This window comes from Streptomyces mirabilis (genome assembly GCF_018310535.1).
Lineage (GTDB): Bacteria > Actinomycetota > Actinomycetes > Streptomycetales > Streptomycetaceae > Streptomyces.
Genome location: NZ_CP074102.1, coordinates 7,501,034 through 7,523,950 on the forward strand (window position 1 = coordinate 7,501,034; position 22,917 = coordinate 7,523,950).

Annotated in this window: 20 protein-coding genes and 1 riboswitch; of the genes, 11 read left to right on the forward strand and 9 right to left on the reverse strand. The window is 70.8% G+C overall.

The genetic code is table 11. The annotated features are described in order from the left end of the window. The first annotated feature begins 7 nt into the window (after positions 1-7). Positions 8-1,408, forward strand: a complete 1,401-nt coding sequence (locus tag SMIR_RS33150) for a DNA polymerase IV (RefSeq protein ID WP_168489945.1) — start codon at positions 8-10, stop codon at positions 1,406-1,408. Between the two features lie 87 nt (positions 1,409-1,495). On the opposite strand, the gene SMIR_RS33155 is transcribed toward SMIR_RS33150, so the two are convergent. Continuing rightward, positions 1,496-1,867 carry a PRC-barrel domain-containing protein gene (locus SMIR_RS33155; protein WP_054229128.1) on the reverse strand — a complete coding sequence of 124 codons (372 nt, stop codon included), beginning with the start codon at positions 1,865-1,867 and terminating at the stop codon, positions 1,496-1,498. A gap of 114 nt (positions 1,868-1,981) precedes the next feature. Next, a riboswitch (glycine riboswitch) is annotated at positions 1,982-2,077 on the forward strand. Positions 2,078-2,257: 180 nt separating this feature from the next. Here SMIR_RS33155 and gcvP point away from each other — a divergent pair. Beyond that, positions 2,258-5,143 carry an aminomethyl-transferring glycine dehydrogenase gene (gene gcvP, locus SMIR_RS33160; protein WP_212727727.1) on the forward strand — a complete coding sequence of 962 codons (2,886 nt, stop codon included), beginning with the start codon at positions 2,258-2,260 and terminating at the stop codon, positions 5,141-5,143. A gap of 99 nt (positions 5,144-5,242) precedes the next feature. Here the strand turns inward: gcvP and SMIR_RS33165 are convergent, their stop codons facing one another. Next, positions 5,243-5,449, reverse strand: coding sequence for a DUF5999 family protein (locus tag SMIR_RS33165; RefSeq protein ID WP_054229126.1), 207 nt, complete (start codon positions 5,447-5,449; stop codon positions 5,243-5,245). Between the two features lie 391 nt (positions 5,450-5,840). After that, entirely contained in the window at positions 5,841-6,425 is a 585-nt protein-coding gene (locus SMIR_RS33170; protein WP_212727728.1) for a hypothetical protein, read from the reverse strand. A gap of 537 nt (positions 6,426-6,962) precedes the next feature. Between SMIR_RS33170 and SMIR_RS33175 the strand changes: the two genes are divergently transcribed. Then, the gene (locus SMIR_RS33175; RefSeq protein WP_212727729.1) at positions 6,963-8,483 is read left to right on the forward strand and encodes a glutamate-cysteine ligase family protein; all 1,521 of its coding nucleotides are present in this window, start codon (positions 6,963-6,965) and stop codon (positions 8,481-8,483) included. 289 nt (positions 8,484-8,772) lie between these two features. Here SMIR_RS33175 and SMIR_RS33180 read toward each other — a convergent pair whose 3' ends face one another. Continuing rightward, positions 8,773-10,542, reverse strand: coding sequence for a substrate-binding and VWA domain-containing protein (locus SMIR_RS33180; RefSeq protein ID WP_168489942.1), 1,770 nt, complete (start codon positions 10,540-10,542; stop codon positions 8,773-8,775). 199 nt (positions 10,543-10,741) lie between these two features. On the opposite strand from SMIR_RS33180, the gene SMIR_RS33185 reads away from it, so the two are divergent. Next, positions 10,742-11,542, forward strand: coding sequence for a CPBP family intramembrane glutamic endopeptidase (locus tag SMIR_RS33185; RefSeq protein WP_168489941.1), 801 nt, complete (start codon positions 10,742-10,744; stop codon positions 11,540-11,542). Positions 11,543-11,675: 133 nt separating this feature from the next. On the opposite strand, the gene SMIR_RS33190 is transcribed toward SMIR_RS33185, so the two are convergent. Then, on the reverse strand, positions 11,676-12,491 hold the full coding sequence (locus SMIR_RS33190; protein ID WP_212727730.1) for a PhzF family protein: 816 nt from the start codon (positions 12,489-12,491) through the stop codon (positions 11,676-11,678). Positions 12,492-12,665: 174 nt separating this feature from the next. Between SMIR_RS33190 and SMIR_RS33195 the strand changes: the two genes are divergently transcribed. Continuing rightward, entirely contained in the window at positions 12,666-13,319 is a 654-nt protein-coding gene (locus tag SMIR_RS33195; RefSeq protein WP_168489939.1) for a PadR family transcriptional regulator, read from the forward strand. 101 nt (positions 13,320-13,420) lie between these two features. On the opposite strand, the gene SMIR_RS33200 is transcribed toward SMIR_RS33195, so the two are convergent. Beyond that, the gene (locus tag SMIR_RS33200; RefSeq protein WP_168489938.1) at positions 13,421-13,849 is read right to left on the reverse strand and encodes a type II toxin-antitoxin system Rv0910 family toxin; all 429 of its coding nucleotides are present in this window, start codon (positions 13,847-13,849) and stop codon (positions 13,421-13,423) included. A 490-nt stretch (positions 13,850-14,339) separates the two neighbouring features. On the opposite strand from SMIR_RS33200, the gene SMIR_RS33205 reads away from it, so the two are divergent. From SMIR_RS33205 to SMIR_RS33215, 3 genes are all read left to right on the forward strand, one after another. Then, on the forward strand, positions 14,340-14,969 hold the full coding sequence (locus SMIR_RS33205) for a Clp protease N-terminal domain-containing protein (RefSeq protein ID WP_248002853.1): 630 nt from the start codon (positions 14,340-14,342) through the stop codon (positions 14,967-14,969). A gap of 46 nt (positions 14,970-15,015) precedes the next feature. Beyond that, positions 15,016-16,026 (forward strand): EamA family transporter, encoded by a 1,011-nt coding sequence (locus tag SMIR_RS33210; RefSeq protein WP_212727731.1) that lies wholly within the window; start codon positions 15,016-15,018, stop codon positions 16,024-16,026. A 229-nt stretch (positions 16,027-16,255) separates the two neighbouring features. Continuing rightward, entirely contained in the window at positions 16,256-17,236 is a 981-nt protein-coding gene (locus SMIR_RS33215) for a DMT family transporter (RefSeq protein WP_212727732.1), read from the forward strand. Positions 17,237-17,309: 73 nt separating this feature from the next. Here the strand turns inward: SMIR_RS33215 and SMIR_RS33220 are convergent, their stop codons facing one another. Then, on the reverse strand, positions 17,310-17,999 hold the full coding sequence (locus SMIR_RS33220) for a pyridoxamine 5'-phosphate oxidase family protein (protein ID WP_225900241.1): 690 nt from the start codon (positions 17,997-17,999) through the stop codon (positions 17,310-17,312). Positions 18,000-18,034: 35 nt separating this feature from the next. Between SMIR_RS33220 and SMIR_RS33225 the strand changes: the two genes are divergently transcribed. After that, on the forward strand, positions 18,035-19,366 hold the full coding sequence (locus SMIR_RS33225) for an aminotransferase class I/II-fold pyridoxal phosphate-dependent enzyme (protein ID WP_212727733.1): 1,332 nt from the start codon (positions 18,035-18,037) through the stop codon (positions 19,364-19,366). Between the two features lie 27 nt (positions 19,367-19,393). Here SMIR_RS33225 and SMIR_RS33230 read toward each other — a convergent pair whose 3' ends face one another. Then, entirely contained in the window at positions 19,394-20,329 is a 936-nt protein-coding gene (locus SMIR_RS33230) for a DMT family transporter (protein ID WP_248002852.1), read from the reverse strand. Positions 20,330-20,403: 74 nt separating this feature from the next. Here SMIR_RS33230 and SMIR_RS33235 point away from each other — a divergent pair, with 74 nt between their 5' ends. Next, on the forward strand, positions 20,404-21,306 hold the full coding sequence (locus SMIR_RS33235; protein WP_168489933.1) for a LysR family transcriptional regulator: 903 nt from the start codon (positions 20,404-20,406) through the stop codon (positions 21,304-21,306). A gap of 334 nt (positions 21,307-21,640) precedes the next feature. Here SMIR_RS33235 and SMIR_RS33240 read toward each other — a convergent pair whose 3' ends face one another. After that, positions 21,641-22,108 (reverse strand): pyridoxamine 5'-phosphate oxidase family protein, encoded by a 468-nt coding sequence (locus tag SMIR_RS33240; protein WP_101407952.1) that lies wholly within the window; start codon positions 22,106-22,108, stop codon positions 21,641-21,643. A gap of 153 nt (positions 22,109-22,261) precedes the next feature. Between SMIR_RS33240 and SMIR_RS33245 the strand changes: the two genes are divergently transcribed. Beyond that, a complete protein-coding gene (locus tag SMIR_RS33245; protein WP_168489932.1) occupies positions 22,262-22,900 on the forward strand; it encodes a cysteine hydrolase family protein in 639 nt (212 codons plus the stop codon). Positions 22,901-22,917 lie beyond the last annotated feature (17 nt).

Below are 22,917 nucleotides of genomic sequence, written 5' to 3' on the forward strand. Positions count from 1 at the left end.
CGGACATGTGAGAACCGCGCCTACGATCCTGCATCTCGACATGGATGCCTTCTTCGCCTCGGCGGAGCAGGCAGCCAAGCCGAGCCTGCGCGGGAAGGCCGTTGTTGTGGGCGGACTCGGACCCCGCGGAGTCGTCGCGACCGCCTCGTACGAGGCACGGGTCTTCGGGGTGCACTCGGCGATGCCCATGGCCCAGGCACGGCGGCTGGCGCCGAACGCCGCATATCTCGTCCCCCGCTTCACCCTCTACCGGGAGGTCAGCGAGCAGGTGATGGGGCTGCTGGGGGCGCTGTCGCCGTTGGTGGAGCCGCTGAGCCTTGACGAGGCGTTCGTCGATCTGGAGGCGGGGGAGGCGGCCTGGGACGAGGCTTCCGCGCGGCTGGCCGGGGTGAAACTGCGCGCGGACATCCGGGCCGTCACGGGGCTGACGGGTTCGGTGGGGCTCGCCGCGTCCAAGATGCTCGCCAAGATCGCTTCGGAGCAGGCGAAGCCCGACGGTCTCGTGGTCATCGAACCGGGGACGGAGCGCGCGCTGCTGGGGCCGATGTCGGTGCGGACGCTGCCGGGTGTCGGGCCGGCGACCGGGGACCATCTGCGCCGGGCAGGGATCACCACGGTCGACGAGATCGCCGAGGCGGGCGAGGACGAACTCGTACGGCTGGTGGGGAAGGCGCACGGGCACGCGCTCTACGCGATGGCGCTGGCGCACGACGAGCGGCCCGTGGTGGCCGAGCGGGAGACGAAGTCCGTGTCGGTGGAGGACACGTACGACGTGGACATCCACGACCGGATGCGGGTCGGCTTGGAGGTGCAGCGGCTCGCCGACCGGTGTGTGCGGCGGTTGCGGGGTGCGGGGCTGTCCGGGCGGACCATCGTGCTGAAGGTGCGGAGGTACGACTTCTCGACGCTGACCCGGTCCGAGACGCTGCGGGGGCCGACGGACGACCCCGGCGTCGTACGGGAGGCCGCCGCACGGCTTCTGGAAGCGGTGGACACGACCGGGGGCGTGCGGCTGCTGGGGGTCGGCGTCTCGGGGCTCGCCGACTACACGCAGGAGGACCTGTTCGCCCAGGCCCAGGCCCAGGCGCAAGCGGAGGCGGAGGCGGAGGCCGCCGCGGGGGAGTCGGCGGTACTGGAGCATCCGGGCGAAGAGAGGGCGGAGGGAGCGGCTGCCGAGCAGGCGCCGCCTGCCGAGCGGCGGTGGCCTGCGGGGCATGACGTGCGGCACGCGGAGTTCGGGCACGGGTGGGTGCAGGGGAGCGGGCTCGGGAGGGTGACCGTGCGGTTCGAGACGCCTTACTCAGAGCCGGGGCGTGTGCGGACGTTTCGTACGGATGATGTTGCGTTGGAGTTGGCTGATCCGTTGCCGTTGGTGATGGGGGCCGTGTGCGATCGCCGTGGGGGGTGAGGTCGGTTCGACAGTCGCGGGTTGCTTGTGGCTGGTCAGTTCCGCGCGCTCCTGGAGAGGCGCGTCAGCGGGGCGCAGACCGCGAAGTCACCCTTCGTCCGTGCCTGCCAGGCGGCCGAAGTCGCGGTCCGGGGGTGGAGGTGGGGGCGTCACGTCCAGGCCGTAGTGGTGGTAGAGCTGGAGTTCCTGTTCGGGGGAGAGGTGGCGGCCCACGCCGAAGTCGGGGGCGTCCTTGATCAGGGCGCGGTCGAAGGGGACACGCAGCGTGCCCTCGACGACTTCGCTGGGCTCCAGGGGGACGAAGGCGTCCCTGCTGAACAGGCCCGTCCGTATGGCGGCCCACTCCGGGACGCCCGTCGCGTCGTCGAGATAGACCTCGTCGACCGTGCCGATCTTGGCGCCGTTGCGGTCGAGCGCCTTGCGGCCGATCAGGTTGCGCGGATCGATGTCGGTCTGCACGGTCCCTCCACTCGCTAGCAACTCATCCGTAAGCACTACAAAAGAGCACATTCGGGAAGGTGGCCACTCGAAAGCTCGTGCGTTGTCCTCGCTGGTAGGCTGGCAAGCGGCTGCTGACCCCGTGCGGGAGAGTCCTCCAGACACCATCGGAGGCGCCGAAGGAGCAAATCCTCCCCGGAATCTCTCAGGCACACGTACCGCACGGACGAGGTCACTCTGGAAAGCAGGGCGGGTGTCGAAGGCCTCCGCTCTCACCGACGGTGAAAGCCGGGTCGCAGTGAGCGGGCGGTCCGGTGAAGCTCTCAGGTTGAGATGACAGAGGGGGAGGCCGTCGGGGTACCCACGCCGTGGTGCCCCTCGAAGGTCGTGTCAGACCAGGAGGCCTCCGCAATGACCGCCCATCGCATTCCGCTCTCCGAGCTCGAACAGGGAATCCCCTTCGAGCAGCGCCACATCGGGCCCGACCCCGAGGCGCGGGCCAAGATGCTCGCGCAGGTCGGGTACGGCTCGCTCGACGAGCTGACGGCCGCCGCTGTGCCGGACGTCATCAAGAACGCCGAGGCGCTGGAGCTGCCGGGCGCGCGCACCGAGGCCGAGGTACTGGCCGAGCTGCGCTCCCTCACGGACCGCAACCAGGTGCTCGACTCGATGATCGGCCTCGGCTACTACGGCACGTTCACGCCGCCGGTGATCCTGCGCAACGTCATGGAGAACCCGGCCTGGTACACCGCGTACACGCCGTACCAGCCGGAGATCTCCCAGGGGCGGCTCGAAGCGCTGCTGAACTTCCAGACCGTCGTCGCCGAGCTGACCGGGCTGCCCACCTCCGGCGCCTCGCTGCTCGACGAGGGCACCGCCGCCGCCGAGGCGATGGCGCTGTCCCGGCGCATGGGCAAGAACAAGAAGGGCCTCTTCCTGGTCGACGCGGACACCCTGCCGCAGACCGTCGCCGTCATCGAGACCCGCGCCGAGCCGACCGGCGTCGAGATCGTCGTCGCCGACCTGGGCGAGGGCATCCCGGCCGAGATCGCCGGGCGTGAGATCAACGGCGTGCTGATCCAGTACCCGGGCGCCTCCGGTGCCGTACGAGACCTGAAGCCCGTCATCGAGCAGGCGCACGAGCTCGGCGCGGTCGTCACGGTCGCCGCCGACCTGCTCGCTCTCACGCTGCTCACCTCGCCCGGTGAGCTCGGCGCCGACATCGCGATCGGTACGACCCAGCGCTTCGGCGTGCCGATGGGCTTCGGCGGTCCGCACGCCGGATACATGGCGGTGCGAGAGAAGTTCGCGCGCAGCCTGCCCGGCCGCCTGGTGGGCGTCTCCGTGGACGCCGACGGACACAAGGCGTACCGGCTCGCCCTGCAGACGCGGGAGCAGCACATCCGCCGCGAGAAGGCGACCAGCAACATCTGTACGGCGCAGGTGCTGCTCGCGGTGATGGCCGGCATGTACGCCGTCTACCACGGTCCCGAGGGCCTGCGGACCATCGCGCGGCGTACGCACCGGTACGCCACGATCCTCGCCGCGGGCCTGACGGCCGGCGGGGTCGAGGTCGTGCACGGTGCCTACTTCGACACGCTGACCGCGCGGGTGCCGGGCCGGGCCGCCGAGGTCGTGGCGGGCGCGCGCAGCGGAGGCGTCAACCTCCATCTCGTCGACGCCGACCACGTGTCGATCGCCTGCGACGAGACCACCGCCCGCAAGCAGGTGGGCGCCGTCTGGACCGCGTTCGGTGTCGACGGTGACATCGAGGCCCTGGATGCCATCGCCGAGGACACGCTGCCCGCGGCGCTGCTGCGCACCGACGACTACCTCACGCACGCGGTCTTCCACCAGTACCGCTCCGAGACCGCGATGCTGCGCTACCTGCGCAGGCTGTCCGACCGTGACTACGCGCTCGACCGCGGCATGATCCCGCTGGGCTCCTGCACCATGAAGCTCAACGCGACCACCGAGATGGAGCCGGTCACCTGGCCCGAGTTCGGCCAGCTGCACCCCTTCGTGCCCGCCGAGCAGGCGCAGGGCTATCTCACCCTCATCCAGGAGCTGGAGGAGCGGCTCGCCGAGGTCACGGGGTACGACAAGGTGTCGCTCCAGCCGAACGCGGGCTCCCAGGGCGAGCTGGCCGGGCTGCTCGCCGTACGCGGCTACCACCGGGCCAACGGCGATGACCAGCGCACGGTCTGCCTGATCCCGTCCTCCGCGCACGGCACGAACGCCGCGAGCGCCGTGATGGCCGGCATGAAGGTCGTCGTCGTGAAGACCGCCGAGGACGGCGAGATCGACGTCGAGGACCTGCGCGCGAAGATCGAGCAGTACCGCGACGAGCTGTCCGTGCTGATGATCACGTACCCCTCGACGCACGGTGTGTTCGAGGAGCACGTCGCCGACATCTGCGCGCAGGTGCACGAGGCGGGCGGGCAGGTGTACGTCGACGGTGCCAACCTCAACGCGCTGGTGGGCCTCGCCAAGCCGGGCCACTTCGGCGGTGACGTCTCCCACCTGAACCTGCACAAGACGTTCTGCATCCCGCACGGCGGTGGCGGTCCGGGCGTGGGCCCGGTCGGCGTACGCGCGCACCTGGCGCCGTACCTGCCGAACCACCCGCTGCAGCCCGCGGCCGGTCCCGAGACCGGCGTGGGACCGATCTCGGCCGCTCCCTGGGGCTCGGCGGGCATTCTGCCGATCTCCTGGGCGTACGTCCGTCTCATGGGCGGTGAGGGCCTCAAGCGGGCCACGCAGGTGGCGGTGCTGTCCGCGAACTACATCGCCAAGCGCCTGGAGCCGCACTTCCCGGTGCTCTACACCGGCCCCGGCGGGCTGGTCGCGCACGAGTGCATCATCGATCTGCGTCCGCTGACCAAGGCGACCGGCGTCAGCGTCGACGACATCGCCAAGCGGCTCATCGACTATGGCTTCCACGCGCCGACGATGTCCTTCCCGGTGGCCGGCACGCTGATGATCGAGCCCACCGAGTCCGAGGACCTGATCGAGCTCGACCGGTTCTGCGAGGCGATGATCGCCATTCGTGCGGAGATCGACAAGGTCGGCTCGGGCGTCTGGGCGGCCGAGGACAACCCTCTGCGGAACGCGCCGCACACCGCCGCCGCACTCGGCGGCGAGTGGGAGCACGCGTACACCCGCGAGGAGGCCGTCTTCCCGGCCGGTGTCTCGGCCGCGGACAAGTACTGGCCGCCGGTGCGCCGCATCGACCAGGCGTACGGCGACCGGAACCTGGTCTGTTCCTGCCCGCCGCTGGACGCTTACGAAGCGTAGTCACCCTCGGATACGCGTCGGGGCCGGTTCGGAGATCACGTCTCCGGGCCGGCCCCTCTCCATGTCCGGGTGGCGGTCACCGTCACCCGGTTGTGCGGCTCAGGCGGCCGTCATCACGTGCTCGCTGCCCTGGGGGCGGTGCGGGGCGATGATCTGGCCGTCGGGCAGGAGCTCACCGGTGTCCTCGAAGAGCAGAACGCCGTTGCACAGCAGGCTCCATCCCTGCTCCGGGTGGTGCGCCACGAGGCGGGCGGACTCCCGGTCGGCTGATTCGGCTGTCGGACACGGTGGCTGGTGCTGGCACATGGATGGGATCTTTCGCTGGGATGAGAGATGAGTGGTGGCTGTGGTGTCTTTCCCGCGGCTTGAAGTGCTCATGGCCGCCCCCCGGTGGTGTGTGTTTGGAACCCAGTGTTGCCCTACGGGCGTCAATCCGCAGGGATTTCGCAGCAGCGCTCCTCACAGGTTGGAGACGCCTCACCCGTGCGGACGGTTCAGTCCAACTGCACGGTCCCTTCGGGGGGTTCGTGGTGGCCGGATGGGGCTAGTCCGGTCGGGGCGGAGGGGCGTTCTCCCTCGTACGAGCGCTGTGGGGCCCGAACGAGCGGACGGGTTCGGTCGGCAACGTGCCCCGCGACCGGGACAGCGGTGGCGGGGCACGGGGCGATGCGGTCGGTGTGCTTCTCCGGGTGGGTGATTACGCGGGCGAGCTGAGCAGTGGGGCGGGGGTGAGCCGGTGCGTGAGGACCGGGAGGAGTTCGGCGACGCGGTGCGGGCGATGCGGGGCGATACCGGGCGGCGCGGGCGCCAGCGGCACCAGGAGATCGGTGGCGGCCGGGTGCCCGGTGGCGCCGTCCGCGGCGCAGTCGCCGTGCAGCCAGAGGGTGAGCATGTAGAGCTCGGGAACGGACAACAGCCGCGGCTGGTACGGCTGGCCCATGTTCTCGGCGTGACGCAGGGCGCGCTCGGTGGAGGCGATGTAGGGGCCTTCGAAGAAGTGCGAGAAGGCCCAGCCGTCGGGAGTGAGCATGGTGTCGGCCGCGGCCACCGACCGCTCGCCGCAGCGGATCAGGAAGCGCCATCCGGCGAGCCGGGTGGTGGAGGCGCCGGCCGGTGTGATGCGGTCCAGAACGTGTACGGGCAACGGGAGTTCGGGGGTGACGGGTCCCTGGGCCATGCGTAGGGACGGGGTGCGGGCCTCGCGGACTGCGGTGGGGGAACCGAGTGCCGTGAGGACGGTGCGCAGGGCGGGCGAGGGAGCCGGGGGGACATGCAGCGGCATGGTGGGTCGCCTCTCATTCGACAGGCACAGTGGCGCGAGGGCGGGGGCGGACGGCGCTGTCAGCTCTCGGGGTCGGAGGGGCGAGGGGGCTGGATCTGCCGACAGGATGTCGCCTGCCGCACGTCACCTCGACGACAGGACCTAGGACCGCGAGCGCCAACTCTCCGCCTCGTTTGCGGAGTTTATACGACACGTGTTCAGATGGTGTTTCATCTAGCTGTCCTGAATATGAAGAGCAAGGCGATATTCGGTCGATGAAACGAGAGGTTCATCCCGATTCCGTGTCGGGCCCCGCCGGTGACCTCGGATTGCTTTGTCGGAGCGGTCGGCCGATTCTCGTCGGCGTTTTTCACGAGATCGTGTCAGGCTGAAACCGCGCCCTGGTTCATGCCCCGTGAATGTGCCTCCGGACAACGGGTACCAGGGTATCGGTCGACGAGGCCGTACAGGGCGTTATCGATCGTGTTGCCTGGGCATCATCCTCCGGGACGGCAGGGGCCGGAGGATCGGTCTGCCCATTCGAGGAGGGACGCTTCGATGGGAGAGAAGGTCGTGGCAGGGTCGTACGACCTGTCCGATCGCCGACACTACCGAGGCAAGCTCCGGCAGTGTCTGGCGGGGCTGGCGCGACTGCTGGAGGAGAAGCGGTTCGATCGCCCGAAGAATCTCATGGGGCTGGAGATCGAACTGAATCTCGCCGGGCCCGACGGCATGCCCAGGATGATGAATGCGCAAGTACTCGAAAGGATTGCGAGCCGAGACTTTCAAACAGAACTTGCCATGTTCAACCTGGAAGTCAACATAGCCCCACATCGATTGGACGGCCGGGTATTCGACCGGCTCGCCGAGGAGCTGCACACCTCGCTCGCATATGCCCATCGAAAGGCCGGCGAACTCGACGCGGGAATCATGATGATCGGGATTCTGCCGACCCTCGACCGTGACGACCTGGTCTCCTCGAACCTGTCGGACGTCGATCGCTACACCCTGCTCAACGATCAGATCGTGGCCGCCCGCGGCGAGGACTTCGTGCTCGACATCGACGGGGTGGAGCGCCTCGTCTGTACGTCGAAGTCCATCGCGCCCGAGGCCGCCTGCACCTCCGTGCAGTTGCATCTCCAGGTCACTCCGGCCCGCTTCGCGGACGTGTGGAACGCGGCGCAGGCCGTTGCCGCCGTGCAGGTCGCGATCGGTGCCAACTCGCCCTTCCTGTTCGGCCGTGAGCTGTGGCGTGAGTCGCGCCCGCCGTTGTTCCAGCAGTCCACCGACACCCGGCCGCCCGAGCTCCAGGCGCAGGGGGTGCGTCCGCGCACCTGGTTCGGCGAGCGGTGGATCTCCTCGGCGTACGACCTCTTCGAGGAGAACCTGCGCTTCTTCCCGCCTCTGCTGCCCATCAGCGACGAGGAGGACCCGCTCGCGGTCCTCGACGCCGGAGGCATTCCCAGGCTCGCCGAACTCGTGCTGCACAACGGCACGGTCTACCGCTGGAACCGGCCCGTGTACGACGTCGCCGACGGAGTCCCGCACCTGCGCGTCGAGAACCGGGTGCTGCCTGCCGGTCCCACCGTCACCGATGTCGTCGCCAACGCGGCGTTCTACTACGGGGTCGTGCGTGCGCTCGCCGAGGAGGCGCGGCCCGTGTGGACACGGCTGTCGTTCGAGTCCGCGGCGGCCAACTTCGACGCGGCCTGCCGCCATGGCATCGACGCGCGTCTGGAGTGGCCGCGGCGGGGACGGTACGGGGGTACCACCGCGCAGGTCGAGGCCGTGCACCTGGTCCGTGACGAACTGCTGCCGCTCGCCGCGGCGGGGCTGGACGCGTGGGGCGTCGAGCCGGCCGACCGGGACTATTACCTGGGGGTGATCGAGGACCGGTGCCGGTTGCGGGCCAACGGGGCGACCTGGCAGGCGGCCACGTTCCACCAGGCGCTGGAGAAGGGTCTCGGGAGGAATGCCGCGCTGGCCGCGACCACCCGGCGCTACGGCGAGTTGATGCACCTCGGTGAGCCCGTGCACACCTGGCCGGTGGGACTGCCGGAGCGGGTACCGCTGGGCTGATCGGGGCGGGCTGGTCGTAGTGGGGGTGAGGGGGATGAGTTCCCCGAGCCGGTGTCCCCGGGGCAGGCTGCCTGTAGTGGGTGTGGATGGGGCGGATGGCCTGTGTGGGAATTCCTGGACCGGGATGGCCCGCGGGAGTGTCCCTGGGCAGGGTGGTCTGTGGTGGTGACCCGGGTGGGGGCCGCCCGCGCCGGTGCGCCGGGTCCGGCGGGGTGTGGCGCTGCGCCCCGGGCAGGGTGGCCTGCGTTGCTGCCCCGGGCGGGCTGTGGTGGTGGTTATTTGGGGGGTGTCAGCCTTGGCTCTGGCTGCCCGCTGCAACGATCGCCTTGAGGATCACCGAGTGGATCTGCGTGGGGTCGTTGACCTGCTGGCCGGAGCCGCCGGTCGCCTTGGCGATCTCCTGGACCTCTGCCTTGTCGGCGTCCGGGCCCACGGCGATCGCGATGAGCGGCACCGGGCGCCGCGGGTCGGTGAGCTTCTGCAGTTGGGTGACGAGGGCGGAGCGCGAGATGCTTCCCGGGTCCTGGTTGACGCCGTCGGTCAGCAGCACCAGCGCGTTGAACTTCCCCTTGACATAGGAGGAGGTGGCCGCCTTGTACGCGGCGAGCGTGGTGTCGTACAGGCCCGTCGCGCCGTTCGGGACGGGAGTCAGGGAGCTGAACGCCGCCGACAGCCTGTCCCGCTGGGTGCCGTTGCCCTTGTGGTCGCCCAGGCGTTCCGTGGGCACCAGCACCCGGTAGTCGCGGTCGCCGTCCAGGCGGGTGGAGAACTTCCACAGCCCGATCTCGTCCTCCGAGGTGAAGGTCGCGAGGGCCTGCAGCAGGGACGCCCTGGTGACGTCCATACGGGACTGGCCGGTGCCCGGCACCGGCTGCGCCATGGACGCGGAGGCGTCGACGACCGTGGTGATCCGGGCGCTCTGCACCGTGATCGTCCACGTGCCGAGTGCCTCGTCGACCGCCTTCGCCGGTGCGGGGTCGAGCGGGGCGCGAGCGAACGGCTGCGGGGCGCGGCCGCCGGCCTTAGTGACCAGCGCGGGCGAGACCTTCTCGTCGTCCGTGCGGAACCCGTACCGCTCCAGGATCCGCCGCCCGTCCGACTCGCCGAGCAGCGTCATGAACCGAAGCGCGGCACGGCTCGTGTCGGTGTTCAGCCGTGACTCGTCGACCAGGGTGAAGGGGTAGTCGAGCCGCGGTGATCCGTCCTTGGGGTAGAAGAGGTCGAGTCCGGCGCCTCTGTCGGCCGAGGAGTTGTACGCGAACGCCGACTGCTCGGAGAGGATCAGCGCCTGGTTGCGGTTCGGGTTGCCCTGCTCGGAGCCGGAGGAGTCGTGCGGGAGGGTGCCCAGGACCTGGCTGTCGCTGTCGGACGTGCGCTGGGAGAGTGTCTTCGCCATGGCCGCCGCCTGGGCGTCCCCTCCCTTGATGGTGGCAGCGGCGGTGCCGAGCTGGGTCAGCGCGAGCAGGCCGGCCGCGCTGTGCACCGGGTCGGCCGCACCGAGCCTCAGCCGGTCGTCCTGCATCGAGGCGCCCGCCAACTCGGTCCAGGTGTACGTCTTCCCGGGCCACCCCAGCGACTTCGCGGCCGACGGGACCATCGCGACGCCGACCGGAGAGGAGGCGACGCTGCCCGCCGCGGTCACCCGCGTCGCGTTGCTCTCACCGGTGACCCGGCTCACCCACAGGGCGGAGTCCGGCACCCACGCCTGGACGTCGGACTTGTTGCCCGACCTCAGCGCGTCGGCGACCTTGTACGACTCGCGGGCCGTCACGGTGACGGCGATGCAGTGGCCGTCGGAAGTGATGTTGTGGTCGCGCGCGTGTTCGGCGACGGCCCTGAGGGCGGGCGCCATGTCCGGGGACGCGGTGATCTTGAGGGGTATGGCGTTGTCCCGGCAGGACGAGCCGAAGGAGAGCAGACCACCACGGACCGCGACCGCCGTGCCCGCGGCGACCGTGAGAACCAGCACCGTCGCGATGGCCACCGTACGGCGGCGTGCGCGTGGACGGGGGTCGGCCGCGCCCGCCCCGTACGCATCGGGCAAGCTGTGACGTCCCATGACGGTGGTGCCCTCCCTGAATGAGCCGGAGTCGCGAGAAAGCCGTAGAAACAGCCGTGAGGCAGAAGGCGAGGGGGAGGTACGCCCGTACGGCGTCCGTCCCCCCGACGGCCTGTCGCACACGATCTTCGCAACTTCTTTCGAGACCCTAGCGGGGCGAAGATGGGGATGAGGCGGGATTACTCAACTGGAGGCGGGAGTGCAGGTGGAGGCGGGGTCGGTGGCCGATTCTTTTCCCGAGGAGCGGCTGACGCGACGGATTTTCCGGGACGAGACACTGCTCGTCCTCGGCCTGTCGCTCGGGGCGAGCGGAGTGTCCGCGCTGATCAGCTTTGTCGGGTCGGTCACCAAACCGGGGGGTCTCAAGGATCAGGCGGCCACCCTCAACGCCTCGGCCGCGCCGGGTCGCCCCTGGCTGGATCTGGCCTGGCAGCTGTTCGGCATCGCGTCGGCCCTGGTCCCGGTCGCACTGGTCGCGCACTTCCTGATGAGGGAGGGCAAGGGACTGCGTGTGATCGGATTCGACCGTACGCGGCCCTGGCCCGACCTCGGGCGGGGGGCCGCGATCGCGGCGGTGATCGGCAGCACGGGCATCGCCTTCTATCTGGCGGCCCGGGGGTTCGGCGCCAACCTGACCGTGGTGCCGGAAGCGCTGCCCGGCGTGTGGTGGAAGTACCCGGTACTGATCCTGTCGGCCGTGCAGAACGCCGTACTGGAGGAGGTCATCGTCGTCGGGTATCTGCTGCGCCGGCTCGGGCAGTTGGGCTGGACGCCGGGGACCGCGCTGGTGGCGAGCGCGGTGCTGCGCGGCTCTTACCACCTCTATCAGGGCATCGGCGGTTTCATCGGGAACATGGCGATGGGCGTGGTCTTCGTCTACCTGTACCGGCGGTGGGGCAGGGTCGGACCGCTCGTGGTGGCGCACTCGCTGCTCGACATCGGCGCGTTCGTGGGATACGCGCTGCTGGCGGGGAAGGTGGGCTGGCTGCCGACCGCCTGAGCAGCGGGGTGAGCGGGTCCGAAAGGGGCGTACGACAGTCTCGTACGCCCCTTTTTTTGTACGGCTTTTTCGTGCGTCTCTTTCGTATGCCTCGTACGCCTCGTACGCCTTGGTACGTCTCTTTCGTGCGTCGCTACGCGAGCAGCTCGCCCTCGATGACCGTGACCGCGTGGCCCGTGAGGAGCGTACGGTCGCCGCGCAGCTCGGTGCGGACGAGGCCGGAGCGCGGGGAGGCCTGCAGGCCGGTGAGGCCGGGGCGGCCGAGGCGCTCGGACCAGTAGGGCGCGAGGGCGGTGTGGGCGCTGCCGGTGACCGGGTCCTCGTCGATGCCGATGTTCGGGAAGAAGCAGCGCGAGACGAAGTCGTAGCCCTGGGAGGGGTCTTCGGCGCGGGCGGTCGCGATGATGCCGCGCTTGGAGTACCGGGCGAGGGCCCTGTGGTCGGGGGTGAGTCCCCGGACCGTCTTCTCGTCGGCGACCTCGATCAGCAGGTCGCCGGTGTTCGGGCCGGTGTCGAAGGTCGTGAGCGGTTCGGCGCCCAGGGCCCCGGCGACGCCGTCCGGGACCTCGACCGGGGTGAGCGGAGCGGTGGGGAAGTCCAGCGTCAGGGAACCGTCCTCGTGGGGCGTGGCGATGAGCACGCCGCTGAGCGTGGCGAACCGCACCGGTCCCGTGTGAGCGCCCGTGGTGCGCAGGACATGTGCGGTGGCGAGGGTCGCGTGCCCGCACATCGCGACCTCGGCGACAGGGGTGAACCAGCGCAGCGCCCAGTCGGCGTCGCCGCCCTCGGGGAGGCGGTGCGCGAACGCCGTCTCCGCGTGGTTGACCTCCAGGGCGATGCTCTGGAGCCGGCTGTCCTCGGGGAGGGTGTCGTGGTCGAGGAGGAGGACCCCGGCCGGGTTGCCCGTGAAGGGACGGTCGGTGAAGGCGTCGACGATTCGAATCCGCATGCTCCGACGCTAGCGGCCCGAGCGGGCCGCGGGACAAGGCCAATTCCGGGGATCTGGACCGGTTGTGGCTGTCCGGCCCCTGACCTGCCCGGATCCGCGGGTCTTGTCAGACGAGCTATTCCGATATATCGTTGACGCATCGCGACCGATCAACGAGTGAATGGAGTGATGGCGATGCGTCCCCAAGGACAGGAATTTGGATTCGAACGAGGACATGGCCGACACGGTGGGCCCGGTCCGCGTGACCGCGGCCGCTTCGAAGGGCGGCGTGGGGCTTTCGGGCCCTTCGGGCCGGGTGGTCCGGGCGGTGGCCCCGGCGGCCCCGGGTTCGGCTTCGGGCCGGGCCCCTGGGGTGGCCGGCGCGGCGGCCGGGGCGGTCCGGGCGGCAGGGCGCGGCGCGGTGACGTACGGGCGTCGATCCTGGCCCTTCTCAAGGACCGGCCCATGCACGGCTACGAGATGATCCAGGAGATCGCCGAGCGCAGCGGCGGGGCATGGAAGCCCAGCCCGGGTTCGGTCTACCCGACCCTCCAGCTGCTGGAGGACGAGGGCCTCATCACCAGCGCGGCCGAGGGTGGCAAGAAGCTGTTCTCGCTCACCGACGAAGGCCGTACAGCGGCCGAGGCGGGTCCCGAGGCGCCGTGGGAAGAGGCCGGGCGCGGGGTCGACTGGGAGACGCTGCACGAGATCCGGCAGGCCGGCTTCGGTCTCATGGAGGCCTTCGGCCAGGTCTGGAAGACCGGCAGCAAGGACCAGCGCGACAAGGCGCTGGCGGTCATCAACGAAGCCCGCAAGAAGCTGTACCTGATCCTCGCCGACGAGGACTGACGGGCATGCTGTGGTACCTGACGGCGCCCCGTGGAAGTGTTTCCGCGGGGCGCCTGTCGATGTACGGGGGCTGGGTGCGGGTCTCGGAGCAGGTGTGGGACTCAGGTCACCAGTCCGGCCAGCTTGCGCAGCGATTCGTTGAGGGCGGCCGTCGCCGAGTCCTTGAGCTTGCCCGCCATCAGCGAGACGGCCGCGCCGGTGAACTCCCCGTCGATCCGCACCGAGGTGGCGTCGCCGTCGGGGGTCAGGGTGTAGCGGGTGGCGACGGTCACCGCCATCGGACCCTTGCCGCGGATGGCCAGGGTGCGGACGGGCTCCAGTTCCTCGATGGTCCACTCGACCTCGGCCGGGAAGCCCATGAGCTTCATGTTCTCCTGGAAGGTGCCGCCGACCTCGAGTGAGGCGGGGCCGCCCTTGGGGAAGTTGGTGTGGGTCGAGTTCCACTCGCCGTACGAGGAGAAGTCCGTGAGCTGCGCCCAGACCTTCTCGGCAGGCGCCTCGATGCGTGCTTCCGCGCTGACTTCGGCCATGCGACCACCCCTTTGTGTCAGGCGCTGCGCCCGGCGCAGCTACGGTGTCGCGGAACGTAGCCGCAGCCCTCGGAACATTCAATACTGATGAACCGTCAGGAATTGTGAAGTCGGCCCACCCGACGTATCACCGCCGCGTCGAACAGGTCCCATGCGCGCGGGAAGGGCCCCTCGTCGTGGCAGTCCACGCTTCCCGGAACAGGTCGGCGAGCGGCGCGTCCTCGGGGGCGTACACGCGGTACGCGTACTGCCTGCCTTCGACCGCGGGGAGGGCCGCGGCACCCGCTCTCCATGCCGCTGAGGGACGAGAGCCGAAGCGGCACGGTTGCGCACGGGGTGTGAGGCAAGGCGGCGCGCGCCCTGAGGCGGAAACGGTGCGAAGTCATCCGTGAGGAGGAGAACGTACCCGTGGAAGCCCACCCTGTGTGGGACGTGAAGATGCTGCCCACCGAGGATGACCCGGGTCGCCGGGACTGATGGGGTAGGGGTTGTGCCACCGCGTATCCCCCAGCAACCGGCCGCCGAGAGCGGCTCCCACCGCACGGAACTCGATGCCAGGCTCGCCGCCGAGCTGGCGTCGGTGGTCTCCGGCGCGCGCAGGCGGGCGCTGCGGGACGGCGACCGGCAGATCGACACCGCCCATCTGCTGCACTCACTGCTGGAGGCCGACCCCCAGGTGCGCGCCGTCTTCGACGGCGCCCCGCAGGTCGCCCGGCTGCTCGGCTATCTCGTGCAGCGCAGCATCGGCTACGGACTGCGCTGGCAGAGCGGCGTCGAGGACTCGGGGGCGGTTCCGGTCGTCGCCGACGCGGGCTGGGCACCGGTCGTGGCCGAGGCGGGCTGGTCGCCGGTGGCGGCCGGCGCCATGGAGAGCGCGTGCGAGCGTGCCGAACTGCGCGGTGACGAGCGGGCCCGCTGTCTCGATCTGCTCGCCGCGATCGTCACCGATCCGCAGTCGCGGGCCGTCGAGGTCCTGCGACGGGCCGGTGTGGACGTCCAGTCGCTGCTTCTGCGCATCGAGAACGCCTTCGACATCGAGGACGAGTTCGCGTGCGAGTTCCGCCCCGACTTCGAGACGTACGTCGGCGGTGGCGACCAGGGCTGCCAGTCCAATCGTTGAGACAGGTGTCATTGAGGGTGACGCTCATGTCGTCGCCTGTCATCATGTGCCGGTGCATACCTCTCAGGGCAGTCAGGGCAACCGTGGGAAGGGCGTCGGGCTCGGCCTCGCGCTCGCGTCGGCGGTCGCCTTCGGCGGATCGGGTGTCGCGGCGAAGCCGCTGATCGAGGCGGGGCTCGACCCGCTCCACGTGGTGTGGCTGCGGGTCGCGGGCGCCGCCCTGGTGATGCTGCCCCTGGCCGTGCGTCACCGCGCTCTCGTACGGCGGCGCCCCGCGCTGCTCGTCGGGTTCGGACTGCTCGCCGTGGCGGGCGTCCAGGCCTGTTACTTCGCCGCGATCTCCCGTATCCCCGTCGGTGTCGCACTGCTCGTCGAGTACCTCGCGCCGGCGCTCGTGCTCGGCTGGGTGCGGTTCGTGCAGCGCCGGCCCGTGACGCGCGCCGCGGCGCTCGGGGTCGTCCTCGCGGTCGGCGGGCTCGCCTGTGTCGTCCAGGTGTGGTCCGGGCTGAGCTTCGACGCCGTCGGGCTGCTGCTCGCGCTGGGCGCCGCCTGCTGCCAGGTCAGCTACTTCGTCCTGTCCGACCAGGGCAGCGACGCGGGTGAGGAGGCACCGGACCCGCTCGGCGTCATCGCGTACGGCCTGCTCGTCGGCACCCTCGTGCTGACGGTCGTCGCACGTCCCTGGACCATGGACTGGTCGGTGCTCGGGGGCAGCGCGGACATGAACGGCACGTCCGTCGCCGCCTCCCTGCTGCTCGGCTGGATCGTGCTGATCGCGACCGTCGTCGCCTACGTCACCGGAGTGCTCTCCGTGCGCAGGCTCTCCCCGCAGGTCGCGGGCGTCGTGGCCTGCCTGGAGGCGGTCATCGCGACCGTGCTCGCCTGGGTCCTGCTCGGTGAGCATCTCTCGGCGCCGCAGATCCTCGGCGGTGCGGTGGTGCTGGTCGGCGCGTTCATCGCACAGTCGTCGGCGCCCGCGAAGCCCTCGGACGGGCCGGTCGCGAGCGGCGGGAGCGACGCCGAGAGGGAGTTGTCGGTCCACGGGACCGCCGTCTAAGGTGCTGACCATGCCTTCGACGCTCGTTCTGCCGCCTCCGGCCGCCTGAGGCGGGCCCTCCGGAGTTCCCACCCGGCCTGATGCCGGGTGGCACCGCGCTGCCCGCAGAAGAAGTCCGAGGACCTTCCCGTACGCCCCTGCCCGCTGGGCACGGGCTGCGACGTGGTCCTTCCCGAACTTCAGCGCGGCTGCCTTGTGCGCGGCCGCGCGTATCCGCGGAGAGAAACACGTGTCGCATGCTGCTTCCGGCCTGCCCCTCGGGCGAGGCCTCCTCTATCTGATCGTCGCCGGTGCCGCCTGGGGCACCGCGGGCGCGGCCGCGTCACTGGTCTACCGGGCCAGTGACATGGGGCCGATCGCCCTCTCCTTCTGGCGCTGCGCGGGCGGACTCGTGCTGCTGCTCGCCGTGCGGCTGCCGCGGCATCGGCGGTGGCGCCGACGGGTCGCGCCGGCCGCCGGGGAGCCGCTCGGCCGCAAGGCCCTGCGGATCGGTGTCACGGGCCTTGGGCTCGCCGTCTTCCAGACCGCCTACTTCGCCGCCGTCGAGGCCACCGGACTCGCGGTGGCGACCGTCGTCACCCTGGGCGCCGGGCCCGTGCTCATCGCCCTCGGCGCGCGACTGACCCTGGGGGAGCGGCTCGGGCGCGGGGGGAGCGCCGCAGTGGCCGGGGCACTCGGCGGGCTCGGGGTGCTCGCGCTGGGCGCCGGAGGTGCCACGGTGCGGCCCTGGGGTGTGGTGCTCGCGGTCGTGTCCGCGGCCGGATACTCCACGATGACGCTGCTCACCCGGTGGTGGGGACGCGACGGCCGCGTCGACGGCTCCGGTACGACGGTGTGGACGTTCGCCGTCACCACCGTCTGCCTGCTGCCGCTGGGCCTGGCCGAGGGACTGGTCCCGCACACCGCCCAACCGGCCCACGTACTGGCCCTGCTGGTCTATATCGCCGCCGTCCCCACGGCGCTGGCCTACGCTCTGTTCTTCGCGGGCGCCGCCGTGGTCCGGTCCGCGACCGTCTCCGTGATCATGCTCCTGGAGCCGGTGAGCGCGGCCGTGCTGGCCGTCGGTCTGCTCGGCGAACGACTGACCATGACGACGCTCGCGGGCACCCTGTTGATGCTGGGTTCGGTCGCGGGGCTCGCGGTGGCCGAGACGCGGGGCATTCGGGGCGACACCCGGAGGGTGCCCGAGGAGGAACGGGCGCTCGTCTGAGGCATGAGGCAGGTATGAGGCATGAGGCCGAGGCACCGGGGGGATCCCGCACGGTGCCTCGGCAGCCTCGGCGTCACAGGGTCGCGAGGTAGTCGGGGAGCTCGATGCCGGGGGCCAGGTCGTCGGCGGGGATCGGGGTGCCGTGTCCCTTGGTGAGGGGGACGACCCCGGTCCAGTGGGGGAGGGCGAGATCCTCCGCGTCGTCGTTCGGGCCGCCGGTGCGCAGCTTCGCGGAGACCTCGTTCAGGTCGAGGCGGATCACGGCGGTGGCGGCGAGCTCCTTGGCGTTGGCAGGGCGCGAGTCGTACGAACGGCCCGGGACGACCTGGTCGACCAGCGCGTCCAGGGCCTCCCGCTTCTCGTCCGGGTCCGTCACCTGGTGGGCGATGCCGTGCACCACCACGGAGCGGTAGTTCATCGAGTGGTGGAAGGCGGAGCGGGCCAGGACCAGACCGTCGACATGGGTCACGGTCAGGCAGACGGGCAGTCCGGGGTCGGCCTGACCGGTCATCCGCAGTGGGCGCGAACCCGTCGAGCCGTGTACGTAGAGGCGCTCGCCGACCCGCCCGTAGAGGGTGGGGAGCACGACCGGGGCGCCGTCTCGGACGAAGCCGAGGTGGCAGACGTACCCCTCGTCGAGTATCGCGTGGACCAGCTCGTGGTCGTAGGCGGCACGCTCCTTGGAACGGGTGGGGACGGTGCGGTCGGTCGGGGTGTAGGCGGCGGGCCGCGTCGTCCCGGGCTGCGTGCTCGTCTCCGACATTGCGCTCTCCATTGCACTAGTGCATAATCTTCTTTGTGCTAGGAGAGTATCGGATCGAAGGGCGTCGCGCAGCAGACATTTCCGCGAGCGTCGAGCGTGCGGTGGGTAGCGGGAACCTTGAGCCGGGGCAACTGCTTCCGCCGATGCGGGAGTTGGCGGAGCGGCTAGGAGTGAATCCCAATACCGTCGCCGCCGCCTATCGCACCCTGCGCGAACGCGGGGTGATCGAGACCGCGGGGCGGCGGGGCAGCCGGATCCGCTCGAAGCCCGCCACGACGGGACGCGACTACATCCGGGTCGAGGTGCCGGAGGGTGTGCGGAACGTGGCCGACGGCAACCCCGACCCGGCGCTTCTGCCCGCCCTCGCCGAGGCGTTCGCGGCGGCGGCGAGACGGTCGGACCGGGATCCCGTGATGTACGGGGAGGCCGCGGTCGAGGCGGAGCTGGAGCGGCTCGCGCGCGCCGACCTCGACGCGGACGGCGTGCCCGAGGGGCCCGTCGTCGTCACCTCCGGATCGCTCGACGCCATCGAGCGCGTGCTGGCGGCCCATCTCAAACCCGGGGACGCCGTCGCCGTCGAGGATCCCGGCTGGGGCAGCGTGTTCGACCTCGCCCCGGCGCTCGGGCTGCGCACGGTCCCGGTGCGCGTCGATGACGAGGGCCCGGTCCCCGACGACGTACGCCATGCCCTGGAGGCCGGTGCCCGCGCGCTGATCGTCACGGACCGGGCGCAGAACCCGACCGGCGCCGCGGTCGGCGCCCCACGCGCGCGTGCCCTGCGTTCCGTGCTGAAGGAGCACCCGGACGTCCTGCTCGTCGAGGACGACCACGGGCACCGGATCGTCGACCTGCCGCTGCACCCCCTGGCCGGGGTGACCCGCAACTGGGCCTTCGTGCGCTCCGTCGCCAAGGCCTACGGCCCCGACCTGCGGCTCGCCGTCCTCACCGGGGACATCGTCACCATGGACCGGGTGCACGGGCGGCAGCGGCTGGGGCCCGGCTGGGTGAGCCACCTGCTGCAACGGGCGGTCGTGCACCTGTGGGCGAACGGCGCGGTGGACGTGACGGCCGTGGCGGCGGCGTACGGGCGGCGCCGGGACGCGCTGATCGACGCCCTGAAGCGGCGTGGCATCGAGGCGTACGGGCGCAGCGGGATGAACGTGTGGATCCCCGTCCCGGACGAGACGGGGGCGGTCGCGCGGTTGCTGCACGCCGGCTGGGCGGTCGCGCCCGGGGCGCGCTTTCGGATGAGCGCGCCGCCCGGGATACGGATCACCGTCTCGACTCTGACGCCGGACGACATCGAGCCGCTGGCGGACGCCGTCGCCTCCGCCGTCGGACCGGCGCCCGTACGCGGGTACGTGTGAGTCGGTCCGCACGCCCTGAGGGCGCGGTCAGCGGCGTGGCCCGCCCTGGGTGAGTGCCGCACCGGCGAGGACGATCACCGCGCCGACCGGCGTCGACCAGCTCAGCGACTCGCCGAGGATCGCGACGCCCGCGGCGGTGGCGATCACCGGGATGAAGTACGTGACCATCTGAGCCGTCGTCGGGCCGACCTCGGCGACGATGCCGTACTGGACGAGCATGGCCAGGCCCGTGCCGAGGGCCCCCAGGGCGGCGATCGCGAGCAGCGGGACGACCGGGAAGTGACTCGGCAGTGCGGTGAACAGCGGGGTGACAAGGGCCAGTTGGGCGGTGGCGAGCAGCAGTTGGGCGCCGGTCATCGACAGATGCGAGTTGCCGGTGCCGGCCAGGGTGCGGCGGACGTAGATCCAGCCGATCGGGTAGCTCAGAGAGGCCAGCAGGGCCATCGCCGTGCCCGTGGCGTCCAGACCGTGGAAGCCCTGCCAGATGCCGAGGACTGTCAGGACACCGAGAAAGCCGATGCCGAGACCGGCGACCCTGCGCCGGGTCGGACGGTCCTCGGAGAGGGCGACCAGGGACAGGGCCATGCCCCACAGGGGTGAGGTCGCGTTGCAGATGCCCGCGAGCGTGGAGGGGATCGTCAGCTCGGAGTAGGCGAAGAGCGAGAACGGCAGCGCGTTGAGCAGGAAGGCCGCGACCGCGAGATGACCCCAGGTGCGGGCCCCGCGCGGCAGCCGCTCGCGCTTCACCGCCATCGCCGCCGCGAGCACCGCCGTCCCGAACAGCAGCCGTCCGAAGGTGACTTGGAACGGCGCGTAGCCCTCTGTGCCGACCTTGATGAGCAGGAAGCTGAAACCCCAGATCAACGAGAGGGCGCCGAAGCGGATCCGCCAGTCGAGGGCGGTGCGACGGCGTGGGGTCGTTGCGGCGGGGGTGTCGGTTCGGGGAGTGGTCACGGCGCTCATGGACGTAACGATGAGGCAGACGATCTCGTAGCACAAGCGAGATTTTTCGAGCAATATCTCGTAGCATTGCTTACATGTTGAATTTGGAGCGTCTGCGCACCCTCGACGCCCTCGCCCGGCACGGCTCGGTGAGCGGCGCGGCCGAGGGGCTGCACGTCACGACATCGGCCGTCTCCCAGCAGATGTCCAAGCTGGAGCGCGAGGTGGGGCAGCAGCTGCTCGCCAAGAACGGGCGCGGGGTGCGTCTGACGGATGCCGGGCGGCTGCTCGCCGAGCATGCCGCGCGCATCCTGTCGCAGGTCGAGCTCGCCCAGTCCGACCTGGAGGCCCAGCGCGGTCAGGTCGTCGGTGAGCTGCGGCTCTCCGCCTTTCCGACCGCCGCGCGCGGGCTGTTCCCCACCGCGCTCGCCGCGCTGCGCGCCGAGCACCCCGGGCTGCGGGTGCGCTCCAGTGAGCTGGAGCCCGAGGCCGGGGTCGCCGGAGTGATCAGGGGCGACCTCGATCTGGCGGTGGTGCTCGACTGGTACAACAAGCCGATGCCGCTGCCCGACGGCCTGGTCAAGGCCCCGATCCTCGACGATCCGGCCGACGTGGCGATGCCGGTCGGCCACCGGCTCGCGGACCGCGCGGAGGTCGACCTCGGCGACTTCGCCCACGACGAGTGGATCACCTGGGGCGAGGGTGAGTTCTGCCACGAGTGGCTGATGTTCACTCTGCGGTCCAAGGGCGTCGAGCCGCACATCGGCCACCGCGCTGCCGAAACGCACACCCAGCTCGGGCTGGTCGCCGCGGGGCTCGGTGTCTGCATCGCGCCGCTGCTCGGGCGCCATCCGATGCCGGAGGGGGTTGTCGCGGTGCCGCTGCGGCAGGCCGTCCGGCGGCATGTCTACGTGATCTGGCGCGCGGACGCCGACCGCCGCCCGTCGATCAGAGCGGCGGTGGCGGCGCTGCGGGCAGCGGGGGAGAGCATCGGCTGAGCGACCACCTGGGCGGTGACGGGGCGGCTCGGGCAAGTCCGACAGCAGGGGGCCGGCCCGTGATGCCGGTGTCCGAGGCGGCCGGCGGACGTCTTGCGGTGGGGGAGCTCGCGGACGCCTCGCGGTGGCCGGGGCTTGCCCCGTGGAAGGTCTGCGGCGCCGTCTCCTCGCGAGGTTCTTCCGTGACGTGGCCTCGCGAGGTTCTGCGCAGGCTAGCGGTTGCCTCCGTAGCGCCGTCGCCCCGCAGAAGGTCCGTGGTGCTCTCGCCTCGTGGCGGGTCCGTGGTGCCGTCGGCTCGTGAGGTGCCCTGGCGGCGGCCGGGTTCGCCCGAGTTCTAGAGCGGCGGCAGCTTGCGGAAGTCCCAGGAGGCGATGGCTGTCGGCGTCAGCCGGGCCCACGCGTGGCGGCCGTCGTGCGGCATTTCCTCCAGGCCGAAGTTCTTGCGGGCGAACAAGGTCTCGGGGACGTCGAGTTCTGCGCACAGCTCACCGGTGCGGGGGACCTCGCCCACGAACTCCACCGTGCCGGACAGCTCGACGCCGCGCAGCTCCCCGTACTCCTCGCCGGTGTCGATCACCACCGCGACCCGCGGGTCGCGGCTCAGCTCCGTCCAGCGCTTGCTGCGTACCACGGAGTACAGCCACAGCGAGGTGCCGTCCCAGACGAACCAGAGCGCGCTCACGTGCGGGGTGCCGTCCTTCGACACCGTGGCGACGCGGCAGGTGCGCTGGGTGGTGAGGAACTCGTCCAGCTCGCCGGGGGTCATCATGATCTTCCGACCCCTGCGCTGAGTGACGGTCATGCGGTCACCTCTTCTTTCATGTCGACCTGATGCGTCGATCTTCTGCGTCGACAGAGATCCTCTGACAGTTCGTCAGAAAAGCATGGGCCGTCTTCCGTCCGTGCGCAATGCTCGTTACGCTCGCCCGCCCGACCCTCGACGACAAGGGGAGTCATGCCGTCGCATGAACAGCTCAGCACACTCCTCGACCCGGACGGCACCGTTCTGCTCACCGTGGAGTGCCAGCAGGGCGTCGTCGGCCCGGACAGCGCACTGCCCGAACTCGCCAAGGAGGCCCGGTCGTCGGGGGCGCTCGCGAACGTAGCCCGGCTGGTGGCCGGCGCCCACCGCGGCGGCGTCCAGGTGATCCACGCGATCGCCGAACGACGGCCCGACGGGCGGGGCGCCAACCGCAACGCCCGCCTGTTCCGCGCGGCCGAACGGCTGCCCGTGCAACAGCTGTCGGGCACCACCGCGGTCCGCGTCGCGCCGCCGATCGAGGTCGCCGAGGAGGACTTCGTCGTACGCCGCCTGCACGGCCTGTCCCCGCTCGCGGGCACCGACGTCGACGCGCTGCTGCGCAACCTCGGCTGTCGCACCCTCATCGTGACCGGAGTCTCCGCCAACGTGGCCGTTCCCAACACCGTGTTCGACGCCGTGAACCGCGGCTACACCGCCGTGGTGCCCGCGGACGCCATCGCGGGGGTGCCCTCCGACTACACCCCCGCGATGATCCGCAACACGCTCGCCCTGGTCGCCACGATCACGGCGACCGACGACGTGCTGGCCTGCTTCGAGCGGCCGCGCCGCTGAGGCGCGGCCCCTGCCGC